Below are 16,097 nucleotides of genomic sequence, written 5' to 3' on the forward strand. Positions count from 1 at the left end.
ATCGGATACAACGAGCTAACGTTAATGTAATGTAATGTAAGTGGAAATTAATAAAGATAAAACTGTGAAGCGTGGAGCAAATTTAACGCGAAGATACAGGGGCAGGCGGAGAAAAAAAGACCGTCGGAGCAGGCTGTGCTGTTCCGACGGTGGTGTCTTAGGCGGCAGGGCGTGCAACAACGCTGCGTGTTTCCATGCGAACTTCCGCAATGGTCACGTCAATCACGTCGGATACGCGGTAAACCACGTCACCTTTAATCTGTACCGTACCGCTTTCCTGGCTGCACACCAGCTCATCGCGCACCGCATGCAGGAACGGCGCAGGAATAAACGCGACGGCGCCATTTTCCAGCAGACGGACGCGCATGCCACCACGCGATACATCAATGATTTCTGAGCTAAACTTGCGGTCAGTTGCGGCAAACGGCGACAGATAGCGGGCATAGAGCCAGTCACCCACGTCGCGCTCGGCCATGCGGTTTAGACGACGACGCTCGCTCATGGTGACTGTCAGCGCATCGTCCGGACGGCCTATGGGTTCGCCGCGCACGATCGCCTTCAGCAGACGATGGTTAATCATATCGCCAAACTTACGAATCGGTGAGGTCCAGGTGGCATAGGCTTCCAGCCCCAAACCAAAGTGCGGGCCCGGCTCGGTGGTGATCTCTGCATAGGTCTGGAAACGACGAATGCGGCTGTCAAGGAACTGAGTAGGCTGCGCATCCAGCTCACGACGCAGTACGCGGAAACCGTCGAGCGTGGTGATCGCCTGCGGATCGGCCGTGATGCCGTGAGTTGCCAGGACAGCGGCGGCCTGTTCGGCGTTTGCTGCGTCAAAACCGGCATGGACGTTGTAGATACCAAAGCCCAGCTTTTCGCGCAGGACGTTGGCGGCACAGATATTCGCCAGAATCATCGCTTCTTCAACCATCCGGTTCGCTATGCGGCGCGGTTCGGCGACGATTTCCAGCACTTCGCCTTTTTCGCCCAGCAGGAAACGATAGTCCGGGCGATCTTTAAACACCAGCGCGTGGTTTTGACGCCACTCGGCGCGTGACAGGCACAGACGGTGCAGCAGACGAATCTGGTCAGCAATCGCGTCGCTCTGTGGTTGCCATTCGCCACTGTTTTCCAGCCAGTCTGAAACCTCGTCGTACACCAGCTTGGCTTTGGACTCGATCCAGGCCGCAAAGAACTGCACATCGTCCGCCAGGCTTCCATCCTGAGCCACGGTCACGCGGCAGGCCAGAACCGGCCGACGCACGTCAGGGCGCAGCGAGCAGACATCGTCAGACAGCTCGCGCGGCAGCATGGGAATATTGAAGCCCGGCAGGTAGTTGGTAAAGGCACGCTGCGCCGCCAGCTTGTCCAGCTCGCTGCCTTCGGCAACATAAGCGGTCGGATCGGCAATGGCGATAGTCAGACGCAGGGCGCCATCGTCCAGCGCTTCAGCATACAGCGCATCGTCCATATCTTCCGTGCTGGCGCTGTCTATGGTCACAAAATCCAGCGCGGTCAGGTCTTCACGCGTCAGGCTTTCGTCCAGCATCTCGCCAAAGCCGATTTCTGGCGCTTCACGCTCCAGATTATGACGTGACAGTGTCACCCACCACGGTGCAAGGTGGTCGTCGGCTTTAACGATAAATTCGGTGAGTTCGGCATAAAAGCCACGGTCGCCTTTTAAGGGATGGCGACGCATTTCTGCCACGGCCCAGTCGCCGTTCTGGAAATCATGGCTCAGTCCACGGACCGGACGACACTGAATCGCGTCTTTGAGCAGAGGATGATCGGGCACGATAGAAAGGCGGTCATCTTTTTTCTGCACGCGGCCAACAAAACGGCTCAGAAAGGGCTCGACCAGCGTTTCAGGCTCGGCACTTTCGCGATCTTTATCGCTGTGGACGATGGCAACGATACGGTCGCCATGCATCACTTTTTTCATCTGTGGCGGCGGGATGAAATAACTTTTCTGTGCATCGACTTCCAGAAAGCCGAATCCCTTTTCGGTGCCTTTAACAACGCCTTCTGCACGAGGCGTTTGCGAGTGAAGCTTCTCTTTAAGCTGCGCAAGCAGCGGATTATCCTGGAACATGATTTTTACGTTTCGTGGCCTAATAGCGGCTGACAGTTTTACGCGAATCGGGGTCTCGCGGCAAGGCAAAAAGCCGGACGAACCGGCTTTTTGCCTGGAGAAAAACCTGAATCAGGCGATGCGTTGGGTTGCCAGCGCCTGCGTCAGTTCGAGCTTAACCGGCACGGATTTTGAGGTGGGCGTGCCGCTGATATCACCGAAGCTGTTTAACGGAACCAGCGGGTTGGTTTCAGGATAGTAGGCGGCCAGGTTGCCGCGAGGAATGTTATAAGGCACCAGCTTAAAGCCGCTGACGCGACGCGTGACGCCATCATTCCACAGCGTTTCGATATCCACATTCTGCCCTTCGCTGAACCCTAATTCAGCCATGTCATCGGGGTTGATAAAGACGACTTCGCGCTGACCGTAAACGCCGCGATAGCGGTCGTCAAGACCGTAAATCGTCGTGTTGTACTGATCGTGCGAACGCAGCGTTTGCAGCGTGAAGGGCACGTCCTGATCCAACTGCGGAAACAGCGAGTGGGGCAGCGCAGCAGGGCTAAACTCAGCCTTGCCGGTCGGCGTATTAAAACGCAGTTCTGCCGCCGCGTTGCCAAGATAGAACCCGCCAGGCTGATCGCATTTGGTATTGAAGTCGGCAAAACCCGGAATCGTTGCCGCGATATGATCGCGAATCAGGTTGTAATCTGCCGCCAGATCTAACCACTTCACCTTGTCATCACCGAGAACCGCGTGAGCAATACTCGCCACAATTGAGGTTTCAGAACGCTGCGTCTCCGCCAACGGAATCCCCACGCCTTCAGAGGCATGAACCATGCTGAAGGAGTCTTCGACCGTAATGAACTGGTTACCCGTAGCCTGCAGATCGCGCTCGGTGCGGCCCAGCGTAGGCAGAATCAGTCCTTCATGACCCGGCACGAGGTGGCTGCGGTTAAGCTTGGTGCTGATGTGCACCGTCAGACCACAACGGGACAAGGCTTCTTCGGTGCGCGGAGAATCCGGTGCCGCCGCTGCGAGGTTGCCCCCGAGCGCGATAAGCACTTTGATTTCATCACGCAGCATGGCGTTGAGCGCTTCAACAGTATTGTGGCCTGCAGCACGCGGGGGTTCGAAGCCAAAGTGCTGACCCAGCGCGTCGAGGAAAGGCTTAGCCGGTTTTTCATCAATGCCCATGGTGCGGTTACCCTGAACATTGCTGTGACCGCGAACAGGGCACAGGCCCGCCCCTTTTTTGCCTAACTGCCCAAACAGCAGCTGCAGGTTGGTGATTTCACGCACGGTATCAACCGAATGCTTGTGTTGGGTGATGCCCATCGCCCAGGTGCAAATAACCCGATCGGCACTCTGATAAATTGCCGCCGCTTCGCGGATTTGTGCCTCTGTCAGGCCGGACTGCGCCACAATCTGCATCCAGTCGGTGTTATCAACCGCATCAAAATAGGCCTCAACGCCATGGGTTTTGGCATTCAGGAAAGCCTGGTCGAACAGGCCGCTTTCGCCCGCCGCAAGGCGTGCACGATGCGTTTCCAGCAGGGCTTTCACCATGCCGCGAACGGCAGCCATATCACCGCCCAGATGCGGCTGGTAATAGGCAGAGCTGATGGTGCCCGCTTTAGACGTGACAATTTCCAGCGGCTTTTGCGGATCGGCAAAACGTTCCAGACCGCGCTCGCGTAGCGTGTTAAAGGTCACGATTTTTGCGCCATGGTCGGCGGCGTGACGCAGGCTGTGCAGCATGCGCGGATGGTTTGTCCCTGGATTCTGGCCAAAGACAAAAATGGCATCGGCATGGTCAAAATCGTCAAGACGGATGGTGCCTTTACCCACGCCGATGCTGCGTTTCAGGCCCGCACCGCTTGCCTCGTGACACATATTGGAGCAGTCCGGGAAGTTATTGGTGCCCAACATGCGGCCGAACAGCTGATAAAGCCAGGAGGCTTCATTACTGGCGCGACCAGAGGTGTATAGCTCCATCTGATCCGGGTTATCCATCGCTTTAATATGTTGTGCGATGAGCGCAAAGGCATCATCCCAGCTGATGGGTTCGTAATGATCGCTTTCGGCGTTGTAGCGCAACGGATGTGTCAGGCGGCCCTGATATTCCAGAAAATAGTCGCTTTGTGCATACAGGGTTGCCACGCTGTGTTTGGCAAAAAAGTCGGTATCAACAACGCGGCGCGTGGCTTCCCAGGTGACGGCTTTCGCACCGTTTTCGCAGAAGCTAAAGGTACTTTTATTGTCATCGCCCCAGGCACAGCCCGGGCAGTCGAAGCCGCGTGCTTTGTTCATGCGCATGAGGTTACGCAAATTTTTCAGCGCAGCTTTACTGTCGAAAACAAAACGTGTGGTGGCTTCCAGTGAACCCCAGCCGCCCGCTGCGGCACGGTATGGCTTAATTTGACGCTTAAATTTCATCATGTGTGCAGGCTTATTTTTATGTTGGACGAATGTTGCAAGGATATATCCTGATGGTAAAGATTAGTGTGCTATTCACGACAAAGCTTGTCTAATTGATTGGCTTAATGGTGCGATAGCTGGCGTTTATCGTGGGGCACGCCAAGTGTGATGGTGTTCATGTTTTACCTTTTCGTAACCTTGCCATAACGGGTGTTATCGGCACATCGCGCTAATACTTGCTGTTTAAAACAGAAAAGGGCGCGACACCATGAAACAACTGACCAGCCAGATCCATGCGTTTGGCAAGGCGTTGATGATGCCGATTTCGGTGATTGCGGCGGCCGGCATCTTTCTGGGGCTGGCAGCCGCCATGCAGAATCCCGCCGTCACTGGTGAAGCCTTCGCACAGATGCAGGTTGCCCAGCTTATCATCGGGTTTATTCGCAAAGTCGCAGGCGCGCTCTTTGCTAATCTGCCGCTGTTCTTTGCCGTGGCCAGCGCCATCGGGCTGGCAAAAGCGGAAAAGCCGACGGCAGCCTTTGCCGCAGTTATCGGCTATATCGCCATGAATGTCGGCATTAACGCCACGCTGGCCGCCAGGGGCATTACCGCCGCCACGACCACACCTCAGGCGCTGCAGCAGGCCGGAATGGATCAAACCACGGCCATGATGACCTCGGCAGAATATATCCAGATGCTGGGCATCTTCACCTATAACATGAGCGTGCTGGGCGGCGTGATTGCCGGACTGCTTACCGTCATGTTGCATAACCGCTTTTATACGCAGCAACTCCCCACGGCGATCAGTTTCTTTGGCGGACGCCGTTTTGTGCCCATCGTGACGGTGGTTTTCCTGCCGCTGATCGGCGTGCTTCTGGCGCTCGTCTGGCCCACTATCGGTGAAGGTATTGCCTGGGTAGGACAGATGATCGGTCGGAGCGGGCAGTATGGTGCGTTCCTGCTGGGCGCTTCAGAACGTATTCTGATCCCGACGGGCCTGCATCACATCCTGAATGAAACCGTACGCTTTACGCCCATCGGCGGTATGGCCATCGTGGACGGGCAGACGATTGTTGGTGCGTTGAATATCTTCAATACCTCGCTGACCCATCCCGGGATGATTCCTGATGCGACGCTCCGCACCGCCACGCAGTTTCTGGCGCAGGGAAAAATACCGGTCATGATGTTTGGCCTGCCGGCCGCGGCCCTGGCGATCTATCACACCGCAAGGCCTGAGCATAAACAGCGCGTTAAGGCGCTGGTCATGGCCGGCGCGCTGACGTCCTTTACCACCGGGATCACCGAACCGCTGGAGTTCTGCTTTATTTTTGTTTCGCCGGTGCTCTATCTGCTGCATGCATTTCTAACGGGCCTGTCATTTATGCTGATGTCCATGCTACATCTGATGATTGGTAACGTGCAGGGCGGCATTATCGATCTGGTGGTCTTCGGCGTGCTGGGTGGCAGTAAAACCCACTGGTGGTGGACGCTGGTGCTTGGGGCAATCTACGCACCTGTTTATTACTACGCGTTTCGTTATGTGATTACGCGCATGCATGTCGAAACGCCCGGGCGGGAAACGGACGATGAAAAACCCCAGCTTGTTGAAGCCAGCGAGCGCACTAACGTGATCATCAGCGGACTGGGCGGGGCGGCCAATATAGAGGATGTCGATTGCTGCTTCACGCGTTTGCGGGTTCGCGTCAAAGACATGAAAGAAGTGGTGGATCAGACGTTAATGCGTACCGGCGCGAATGGTATTAACCGCGTGAGCGAACAGGATGTGCAGGTGATTTATGGCCCACAGGTTGAGAAAATCGCACAAGAGGTGAAATCAGCGTTGGGCGTCGGATAATCCCCCTTCACCCGGCAAAGGTGCGAGCACGGTGCCTTTGCCGTTTGTCACTCCTGTGCATTGCCCGCCTTCCTGCTCACTGTCCACTGTCCCCTTAAAGCGCGCCTCCGCGACAATCCATACGCTTGTAACAAACTGGTCACAATATATAAGCAGGGCTTTATGTTTCATTTTGTGAACGGGGCTTGTACTTTACCGGTAACACTCTAAGGTAAGAGGTGAAGGTCAAATACACGCAATCAAAAGGGGGTTATTAATGGCTAAACACAGTCTGATTAAAATCTTTGAAATATCAGCAATTATATTCTTTGCGCTGGTGGTGATTTATTTACTGGCTACCGGCGTCCTGTCTTCCACAGGGATTGATCACGCCTGGCCGTATCCCACGAAGTGAGTGTCGCAATACCAGGGAAACACCAATAAAAATTACAAATAATGCAATGTTAAGATCAACAATAACCCCAATCTATTGCCCACCTGGGGCGTTCTCCACCTGATTGTCTGATGTATCGCCGTCTTAATAGCGCTTCCACACTACGCCGCATGCACGAAACCGCAAGCGCCCGCGATCTCTTTACCACAATGCTATCTCCGACTGGCAATCTGTTAACCCATCGGCACATAATAGGTGTTCAATAGAACGGTGTGACGGCGGGTAAAAGAAAATCGATATCAAGCAACTCATCTATCTCTGCAATCTCGAACGCGAACGCCATTTTGGTCGTGCCGCCGAAGCCAGCTTTGTCAGCCAGCCAACCTTATCGATGCGGTTAAAAAACCTGGAGCGTGAACTGGGCCTGTCGCTGATCAACCGCAGTAACAACTTTGCCGGTTTCACGCCGGAGGGCGACAGGGTGCTGGCATGGGCACGGGAAATCGTTTCGGTTTATCAGGGGCTGAAGCTGGAGGTCGAGTCGTTAAAACACGGCGTGAACGGTACGCTTCGCCTCGGTGTGGTCCCGCAGTGCAGCGTTTCGTTGGCAGAGCTGTTAAAAGCGGTGCAGGCTCGCTATCCGCAGCTGGATTACCGCATTGCCGTGTTAAGTGCCGATCAACTGCTGGACGCGCTGAACAGCCACACGGTTGATGTCGGCATTGGCTTTTTTGAAATGGCGACGCTGCGGGAACTGCATTTTCAGGCATCGCTGCTGGCGGATAGCGGCGTTGAGGCGGTTTTTCATCCCGCCCATTTCCCCCCGTTATGCGCCCATGAAACGCTTGACCTGCCAACGCTGGCGCAGCAGCCGCTGTGTCTGGCGGAGCCAACCCGCTATTTTCGCCGCTATCTGGATATGACGTTTCGCGATGCTGCGCTGGTGCCGCGCGTGGTGGTTGAAAGCGCCTCTGTCATGCAGCTGTTGCAGTGTACCCAGGTCGGTCTGGGTGTTCTGATCTCGCCACGGGGCCATTTGCTGCCTGAATCCTTACACGGCCTGGAAAAGCGCACTATTTCGATGCCAAAAATGGCGCGTCAGGCCGCGCTGGTGATCGCCGAGCCTGGCCGGGCCACGCCGCTCGCACAGCATTTTTATGACGAAGCGCGAAGCTATCTTGCCAGTTAGCTGGCTTCACCGCAGGCATAAAACAAACGGCTGTTCCAGTTGGCCAGCGCGATAGCCTGTATCACGCTGAACTGCCTGGCATGCGACCAGCCAGCTTGCGCCAGCGGTTGCAGATCGAGCGCACTGACGCGCTCTGGCTGGCGGGTGAGCTGAGCGGTTAGTGTAATGACAGCCTGCTGCTCACTGTCGGTTTTCGCCTCGTCCGCCTGACTCATTCGCTTCTCTGCATCTGCAGCATGCTGCCAGATCCAGCGGCTGCCCAGTATCCGGGCGGCGGTCGCCTCCACGCTTGCGCCATCTTGCAGCTGTTGACGCAGGGCAAACCAGCTTTGCAGCAGCGCAGGCGCGTGAGCCAGCAGCCAGACTGTATCTTTAAGCACCGGCGCATGCTGACACGCGGCGACAGCGGCATGTTGCGCCTCGCTGGCATAGCGCGGCTCCAGCGGCGTCAGCACAGGCTGCCACGCGCAGGGCTGGGCAAACGTCGCCACATCGGCGTCAGGAGCCGGTGACATACCCGGCATCCAGCGCACCGGCCGTTCCAGTAGAGCATGAATCCCGGCGATGACGCGCGCCTGATAGCAGACAAAGCCCACCAGATGGTTGAGTGTGACGATATCGGCTTCGCTCAGCCCTACCGCATGCAGCGCGCGGATGCTCTCCGCCGTAATTAATGCGGGCTGCATCGCCAGCAGGCGGGCATATTGCGTAATTTGCGTCAGGCGATTGTTGCTTTCACGAGAGGAATCAGGACCCGGCAGGGGATTGAGGCGGGCGGAATAGTGGTTACACAGACGTTGAATGCCTGCCACCTGAGCCACCGTCAAGGCGGTGCTTAGCCGGTCATACAGCGTAAGCGTATGGGTCAGTGTGGTTTCAATCTGGTCGGGAAACAGCTGGTCAACAACGTGATGGGCGATCTGTATGGCGGGCTGGTCGGCCTGAAGTAAAGGCTGAATAACAGAAGCGTCCTGTGCTAACCCCAGCAAAAACCGGTCATCGACATGGGCGGCTTCTGGAAAAAGCGGGGCAGCCTGTACGCTGCGCGGACTGGTCTGACTTTCATAAAACCAGTGGTCCTGGCCGGGATAGCGGCGTTGTTGCATCATCAGTCCTTTTGCAAAATCTGATGCGGCGCATGCGGTGATTCAGTCGCAGGCCGCAGGGCTGACTTATCGTCGCCCACGGGCAGGTCAGGGCAAAAGACCAATCGGTGATAATTAATAGCGATAAGGAATAACGCGGGGATCGGGCAGGGGGCGCGCAGGGCGAGCAACGCTCGCCCGTGAGGAAACTTATTTCAGTTCCAGTTCATTCATCGCAGCGATGCTGAAACCGCCGTCAACGTGAACGATTTCACCGGTGATCCCACCCGCAAGGTCGGAACACAGGAAGGCCGCAGAGTTACCCACGTCTTCAATGGTGACGGTACGACGAATCGGGGTGACGGCTTCACAGTGGGCCAGCATCTTACGGAAATCTTTGATGCCCGATGCCGCCAGGGTACGAATCGGACCCGCAGACACGGCGTTAACACGCACGCCTTCAGGACCCATCGCGTTCGCCATGTAACGGACGTTTGCTTCAAGGGACGCTTTCGCCAGGCCCATTACGTTGTAGTTAGGGATAGCGCGCTCTGCACCCAGGTAAGACAGCGTCAGCAGGGCGGAGTTAGGGTTCAGCATCGCACGGCACTCTTTTGCCATTGCAACAAAGCTGTAGGCGCTGATGTCATGTGCGATTTTGAAACCTTCGCGGGTTACGGCATTGACGTAATCGCCATCCAGCTGGTCGCCAGGGGCGAAGCCAATGGAGTGCACGAAACCGTCAAATTTCGGCCAGGTTTTTGCCAGCTCAACGAACAGGGATTTGATGCTTTCATCTTCTGCAACATCACATGGCAGCACAATGTCAGAACCCAAATCTTTGGCAAACTCTTCCACACGACCTTTCAGTTTGTCGTTTTGGTAGGTGAAAGCCAGTTCTGCGCCCTGTTTGCGCATCGCCTGTGCAATACCGTAGGCGATGGAAAGTTTACTGGCAACACCAGTAATCAGAATGCGCTTACCGGAAAGAAAACCCATAGCTGTAATCCTTATGGTCATGGTAGTTGGCGGTCGCGTTGTTTAAATAATAGACGACCGACGTTAATCGACGTGCGGATTCTAGCACGTCTGCTTGAAATCAGGAAAACCGCTCAGCGTTTTCCACAATATGCCGCAAAATCAACGCTCACGCCGCCAGGCTTCGGCGGTCAGCGCCTCGCCAAAATGGCTGTTGATCAGGCGTTTGGTCATCTCGTGCAGCGGCGAGGCGAGCACGTCTGCCGTTCCGCCGCGTTCCACCACTTCACCGTGATGCATGACGAGTACTTTATCGCTGATGTGCTTCATCATGCCAAGATGCTGGGTCACATAAATATAAGCAATGCCGTGTTTTTCCTGGAGTTCCAGCATCAGATTGACCAGTTGAGAGCGCATGGTCATATCCAGAGAGGCCAGCGCCTCGTCGGCCACAATCACTTTGGGCTGCAGGATCAAGGCCCGTGCCAGCCCAAGGCGCTGCTTTTGGCCCGGTGCCAGCATGTGGGGATAGTAACCCGCGTGATCGCGCAGCAATCCCACCTGACGCAGCGTTGCAATGATGCGTTTTTCCCGTTCCTCAGCATCCAGCCCGGTATTCAGGCGCAGCGGCAAATCCAGAATCTGGCTCACGCGCTGGCGGGGGTTGAGCGACGTTGACGGATCCTGAAAAATCATGCGAATGCGTTGGCTACGATAGCCGTAATCACCAAAGCTGAGCGGATGATCGTCAATGATGATCTCCCCGTCGCTGGGGGCAACGGTGCCGCTAAGCATTTTCGCCAGGGTCGATTTACCCGATCCGTTCTCGCCGATAATCGCCAGGGTCTGCTTTTCACGCAGCGTAAAGCTGACGGATTTAACGGCTTCAACGTGCTGGCGGCGAAACAGGCCGGTGCGGTAGCGAAAAGTTTTGCTGAGATTGCGGACTTCCAGCAACGTTTCCATGTTATTGGCCCTCAACGTTAAGCGGGAAGTGGCAGGCGTACAGGTGCGAGCGGGTGCCCGTCAGCCGCGGCGTTTCAATGCACTTACGCTGCGCGTAGGGACAGCGTGGCCCCAGGCGACAGCCAATCGGCAGGCTCTCCAGCGACGGAATCGCGCCCGATAAGGTGTTCAGTCGGCTTTTGTGCGGCAGCGGACGACCAAAATCAGGCATGGCGCGAATCAAAGCCTGAGTATAGGGATGATGCGGGGTCGTCATCAGGTCTTCGCTTTGCGCCGTTTCGACCGTCTGGCCGCAGTACATGACGTTAATGCGGTCAGCCCACTGGCTCATCGTGCGCAGATCGTGGCTGATCAATAAAATGGTGGTGTTATTGTTCTGGTTAAGACGGCTCAGCAGGCGGAATATCTGCGCCTGGGTTGTAGGCTCCATCGCATTCGTTGGCTCATCCGCAATCAGCAGGCGGGGCTGATTCGCCAGCGCGATGGCGATCATAACTTTCTGGCACTCGCCCTCGGTTAACTCATAGGGAAAGCTGCGCATGATGTCTTTATGATCCTTAATGCCCACCCGATGCAGCAGTTCAATCGCCCGGGTTTTACGCCAGAACCAAAAACGCTTCATCCACGGGCCTTTATAGGTCCAGCGCGGAATCGCCTGCATTAGCTGACGCCCGACACTTTCAGAGGGATCGAGACAGGATTGCGGCTCCTGAAAAATCATCGATACGTTATGACCCACGATGCGGCGGCGCTCACGGGCAGACAGACGCAGCAGATCAACGTCATCAAAGACCATGCGGTCTGCGGTAACGCGCCAGTTGTCGTTAGTCACGCCGCAAATCGCCTTGGCCACCAGGCTCTTGCCCGAACCGGACTCCCCGACCAGACCGCGAATTTCGCCTTCACTGAGGGACAAATTAACGCGATCGACCGCTTTAACCGGCCCGTCCGCGGTCATAAATTCAATCGTCAAATTACGAATATCCAGTAACGGCATTATTCCACTCCCGCCTCGACGGCCCGACGAATGCCATCACCGAGCAGGTTAACCACTAATACGCTTAGCATCAGCGCCGCACCGGGCAACATCACGGTCCAGGGGGCCACGTAGACCAGCTCCAGGGAATCGCCCAGCATCGCGCCCCATTCCGGTGAGGGCAACTGCGCGCCAAGGTCGAGAAATCCCAGGGCGGCAATATCAAGAATGGCCATGGAGAGCGCACGCGTAATTTCGCTGATCAGCATCGGTAACACGTTAGGGAGAATCGCATGCCACATAATATTAATGCTGGTCGCCCCATCGAGACGCGCCGCCACCACATACTCTTTTTCCAGTTCATCATGAACGGCGCTGTAAATTTCCCGCACCAGCCTTGGCATCAGCGCCAGCCAGACCGCCAGCAACGCATGTTCAAGGCGTGGGCCGAGAAAGGCCACCACGATGATGGCCAGCAAGAGAGAAGGAATTGACAGTAACGTGTCCAGCACGTGATTCAGCACGGCAGAGCGCACGCCGTGCGTCATGCCCGCCACGATACCGAGTACCAGTGCCCAGAAAGTGGCAAACAGCGTAACGACAATGGCTGAACCCACTGTCGGGGCCACGCCATTGAGCAGACGGCTGAGTAAATCACGCCCTAAATCGTCTGTTCCAAGGAAGAACGACACTTCACCGTAGCGTGACCAGGAGGGCGGTAACAGCTGGTAGCCCAAAAACTGCTGGTCGATGGGATAAGGTGCCAGGAAATGCCCAAACAGACAGAGCAGCAGCAGTGCGCCAAAGCCGTACAGACCTATCATCGCAGGCATGTCGCTATAAAAATGGTGCCAGCTCTGACGAAATGCGCTCGGCAGGCGTTTTTCGGCGTAGATGTTATCGTAGGGCATACCATTCCTTATGTTTCAGCGGGTTCAGCGCCGCACCGACAATGTCAGAGAGCACATTCACCACAATCACCACGCCGCCGGTCACCATCACACCGGCCGATATCGCCGCATAATCCTGCTGGCGGATTGCGTTAATCAGCCAGCGCCCCAGACCGGGCCAGTTGAAGACCATTTCCGTGATCATCGCCAGCGTTAACATGCTGGAAAACTGCAGACCCAGGCGTGGAATGACGGGCGGAAGGGCATTATGCAGAACGTGACGGCGAATCACGGTAAAACGGGATAACCCACGGGTGGCGGCCGCCTTCACATAGCTTTTATCCACGACATCAATGGTGCTGATGCGCAATAAACGCACGATCTCGGTCGTCGGCGCCATGGCCAGAACGGTCACCGGCAAAATCAGATGCATCAGCACGCTAATCATCATTTCATGCCGCCACGGCGAGGGGCTGAGCCAGGCATCGATCAAGGCAAAGCCGGTAATGTTCTGGACCGGATAGAGCAAATCGTAGCGGCCGGAAACCGGCAGCCAGCCCAGCGTTAACGAAAAAAACAGCGTAAATAGCAGGGCAAGCCAGAACACAGGAATCGAGAACCCTAACAGGGCGAGAGCGCTGATCAGTTTATCCTGCCATTTATGGCGCATTGCACCGGCGCAAATGCCCAGCGGAATCCCGACGATCAGCGCTAAGCTAAAGGCCATCAGGCACAGCTCCATCGTAGCGGGAAACACCTCACGCAGCTGTACGCCAATTTCCTGCCCATTGGTGCTGGAAACCCCAAAGTCCAGCTGCAGCATGCCTTTAAACCAGAACCACCAGGCATCGAACAGCGATGCGCCTTCCAGCGGCGCGTTAGGGGTGAAATAGCTCAGGCTGAAGCTCACCAGCGAAAGAAAAAACAAGGTAATCACCAGCAATACCAGGCGACGCAGGATATAGATGACCACTTAACGTTCCTCTCGCTCATCACGATACACGCCGGCAAATGACGCATTGCCAAACGGACTCAAAACCAGACCTTTAATATCATGCCGATAGGCTTGCAGACGCAAAGATGAAGCCAGCGGCAGAACGGGCAGCTCGCGCGCCAGAATCTGCTGGGCTTTATCATAATTTTCAATACGCCCCGACAGCTGCTGTGACAACAGGGCATTTTTCAGCGTGTCGTCAAACGTGGGTGAACACCAGTGAGCATAGTTGGTCTGCGAACTGATGGCGGCGCAGCTGAGCAGCGGACGAAAGAAGCTGTCGGGATCGTTACTGTCAGTTGCCCAGCCCGCCAGCGTCAGATCGTGGTTCATTGCCATCAGCTGCGCCTCCTGAAAACGCCCCTCAACCGGCACGATGGTGACCTGTACGCCAATTTGCGCAAGGTCAGCCTGGATAAGCTCTGCCGTTTTCAGCGGCGCAGGGTTCCAGGACTGCGAGGCCGCGGGCACGACCAGGCGCAGATGAAGATCGTGGACGCCAGCGGCTTCCAGCGCTTCTTTGGCCTTTTTGGGATCGTAAGGGGTAATGCTGGCATCGGTATCGTAAGCCCAGGACGCGCGAGGCAGTATGGATGCAGCCGTCTCGGCAGTGCCGTAATAGATAGATTCCATCAGACGCTCATTATTCATCGCCAGCGCCAGTGCGTGACGGACTTCCGGCCTGTCGAGCGGCGGTTTTCGGGTATTAAATGCTAAATAGGCGATGTTCATCCCGGGCCGCAGCGTCATGCGCAGTCGGGGATCGTCACGCAGAATGGATATTTGGCTGGCGGCAGGATAGGCGAGCACGTCGCATTCGCCCGTAAGCAGCTTCGATAAACGGCCTGTTCCGCCGGCTCCGAGGTCGATAACCACCTGCTGCAGGCGCGGCACGCCTTTCCAGTAATGCGGGTTACGCGCCAGACGAATATATTGCCCGCTGCGGTATTCGCTCAACTGGAAAGGACCGGTGCCGACAGGTAAACGATCCAGCTCTTCCTGGCGGCCCACTTTATCCAGGCTGTCAGCATACTCTTTCGACAAAACGGGCGCGTAGTGCGTCGCCAGGTGCCAGAGAAAAGAGGCGTCCGGACTATTCAGACGGAATTCGACGGTATCGTTATCGATTTTTTTAATGCTCTGAACGGAATCGGCGAACTGCAGGCTGTCGAAATAGGGGTAATAGCCACCGTTAACATTATGCCAGGGATGTTTGCGATCGAACATGCGGGCAAAGCTGAATACCACGTCATCCGCATTCATGGCGCGGGTGGGTTTAAAGGTTGCGGTGTGCTGGAACTGCACCCCATGACGCAGGTGAAAACGGTAGGTGGCACCGTTATCACGCACTTCCCAACTGGCAGCCAGATCGGACTGCAACCGGTAGGTGTAAGGATCCACATCTAACAGGCGGTCGTACAGCTGCGCAGCCAGCGTATCCACCGTTAAACCACTGCTGGCCATCTGGGGATTGAAGGTATTCAGCGTGCCGTTAACGCAATAGACGAATCCGCTTTGACGGATATCACCCGCCAGCGTCGGCGCAGACCACACAGGCGCGCTCAACACGCTGAGACTCAGTAACAGCGAAGGAATTAGTTTTAACATAGAACTCAACGATTCTCAGGCATTAGGCAGAGTGTATCGCAAAGCGGGCCTGGCCCCAAATACGCATCAGCGATTGCCAGCTCTTTGCGCGCGCACCAGCGTAAAAGTGGGATTGGCTGCCGCTGCCGATCGCGATCAGTTTTTGCCCAGGCAGAACCTGTTTGTGTCGATGGCACAGGAGGAAAGCACCCATGACTATCGATGAAGTGACGGAAAATAAAAAAATCTACCTGCCGCTATTGCTGTTGGCCGATGAACAGGAAGATATGATTGACCGCTATCTTGCCAGCGGACGCATGTTCAGGCTGTGGGATAACGGAGTGAAGTGCATTGCCGTGGTGACGCGTTTAAACGAGACGGAATGCGAGCTTAAAAATATGGCGACCTGCCCGGCAGATCAGGGTAACTATGGCCGCGCGATGCTGGCTTATCTTGCAGAGACGTTTTTAAAAGCGTGTAAGACGATGTACGTCGGCACCGGGGACGTGCCAGGCATACTCCGTTTTTATCATAAAAGCGGTTTCCGCGAGTCACACCGGGTCAAGGATTTTTTCACGGACAATGATGACAAACCGATTATCGAAGAGGGCGTACAGTTACGTGACATGGTCTATTTACGCAGAGACGCAAATGACGCGTAACCACGCGGAGTTGCGTGAAAAATAAAGGCATAGCGTTGATGTGGAAATGAGAA

Annotated in this window: 13 protein-coding genes; 4 read left to right on the forward strand and 9 right to left on the reverse strand. The window is 55.8% G+C overall.

Annotated features, from left to right (window positions below; genetic code table 11):
• Positions 1-157 precede the first annotated feature (157 nt).
• Both NXS97_RS02165 and NXS97_RS02170 read right to left on the reverse strand, forming a co-directional pair.
• Positions 158-2,092 (reverse strand): exoribonuclease II, encoded by a 1,935-nt coding sequence (locus tag NXS97_RS02165; protein ID WP_112900361.1) that lies wholly within the window; start codon positions 2,090-2,092, stop codon positions 158-160.
• Between the two features lie 111 nt (positions 2,093-2,203).
• Positions 2,204-4,507 carry an FdhF/YdeP family oxidoreductase gene (locus tag NXS97_RS02170; RefSeq protein WP_026020940.1) on the reverse strand — a complete coding sequence of 768 codons (2,304 nt, stop codon included), beginning with the start codon at positions 4,505-4,507 and terminating at the stop codon, positions 2,204-2,206.
• Positions 4,508-4,757: 250 nt separating this feature from the next.
• On the opposite strand from NXS97_RS02170, the gene NXS97_RS02175 reads away from it, so the two are divergent.
• The 3 genes from NXS97_RS02175 (at position 4,758) to NXS97_RS02185 (ending at position 7,906) form a co-directional block, all read left to right on the forward strand.
• Entirely contained in the window at positions 4,758-6,344 is a 1,587-nt protein-coding gene (locus NXS97_RS02175; RefSeq protein WP_013025915.1) for a PTS transporter subunit EIIC, read from the forward strand.
• A 256-nt stretch (positions 6,345-6,600) separates the two neighbouring features.
• The gene (locus tag NXS97_RS02180) at positions 6,601-6,738 is read left to right on the forward strand and encodes a hypothetical protein (protein ID WP_181460491.1); all 138 of its coding nucleotides are present in this window, start codon (positions 6,601-6,603) and stop codon (positions 6,736-6,738) included.
• 271 nt (positions 6,739-7,009) lie between these two features.
• Entirely contained in the window at positions 7,010-7,906 is an 897-nt protein-coding gene (locus NXS97_RS02185; RefSeq protein ID WP_033765953.1) for a LysR family transcriptional regulator, read from the forward strand.
• Here the strand turns inward: NXS97_RS02185 and NXS97_RS02190 are convergent.
• The 7 genes from NXS97_RS02190 to sapA form a co-directional block, all read right to left on the reverse strand.
• Complete coding sequence (locus NXS97_RS02190; protein WP_112900363.1) at positions 7,903-9,012, reverse strand: oxidoreductase; 1,110 nt, start codon at positions 9,010-9,012, stop codon at positions 7,903-7,905. The two genes, NXS97_RS02185 and NXS97_RS02190, sit on opposite strands and share 4 nt — an antisense overlap.
• Positions 9,013-9,201: 189 nt before the next feature.
• Entirely contained in the window at positions 9,202-9,990 is a 789-nt protein-coding gene (gene fabI / locus NXS97_RS02195) for an enoyl-ACP reductase FabI (RefSeq protein ID WP_014605755.1), read from the reverse strand.
• 141 nt (positions 9,991-10,131) lie between these two features.
• Positions 10,132-10,935 carry a putrescine export ABC transporter ATP-binding protein SapF gene (gene sapF / locus NXS97_RS02200; RefSeq protein ID WP_014605756.1) on the reverse strand — a complete coding sequence of 268 codons (804 nt, stop codon included), beginning with the start codon at positions 10,933-10,935 and terminating at the stop codon, positions 10,132-10,134.
• A 1-nt stretch (position 10,936) separates the two neighbouring features.
• On the reverse strand, positions 10,937-11,932 hold the full coding sequence (gene sapD / locus NXS97_RS02205) for a putrescine export ABC transporter ATP-binding protein SapD (protein WP_024471798.1): 996 nt from the start codon (positions 11,930-11,932) through the stop codon (positions 10,937-10,939).
• The gene (gene sapC / locus NXS97_RS02210) at positions 11,932-12,822 is read right to left on the reverse strand and encodes a putrescine export ABC transporter permease SapC (RefSeq protein WP_013025909.1); all 891 of its coding nucleotides are present in this window, start codon (positions 12,820-12,822) and stop codon (positions 11,932-11,934) included. Before sapC ends, sapD begins: the two co-directional genes overlap by 1 nt.
• Positions 12,809-13,774, reverse strand: coding sequence for a putrescine export ABC transporter permease SapB (sapB, locus tag NXS97_RS02215; protein WP_014605757.1), 966 nt, complete (start codon positions 13,772-13,774; stop codon positions 12,809-12,811). Before sapB ends, sapC begins: the two co-directional genes overlap by 14 nt.
• Positions 13,775-15,403, reverse strand: coding sequence for an ABC transporter substrate-binding protein SapA (gene sapA, locus NXS97_RS02220; protein WP_019105147.1), 1,629 nt, complete (start codon positions 15,401-15,403; stop codon positions 13,775-13,777). It abuts the gene before it with no gap.
• 191 nt (positions 15,404-15,594) lie between these two features.
• On the opposite strand from sapA, the gene NXS97_RS02225 reads away from it, so the two are divergent.
• Positions 15,595-16,044 carry a GNAT family N-acetyltransferase gene (locus tag NXS97_RS02225; RefSeq protein WP_089517319.1) on the forward strand — a complete coding sequence of 150 codons (450 nt, stop codon included), beginning with the start codon at positions 15,595-15,597 and terminating at the stop codon, positions 16,042-16,044.
• The last annotated feature ends 53 nt before the right edge of the window (positions 16,045-16,097 follow it).

The organism is Pantoea sp. B623, from assembly GCF_024814475.1.
GTDB lineage: Bacteria > Pseudomonadota > Gammaproteobacteria > Enterobacterales > Enterobacteriaceae > Pantoea > Pantoea ananatis.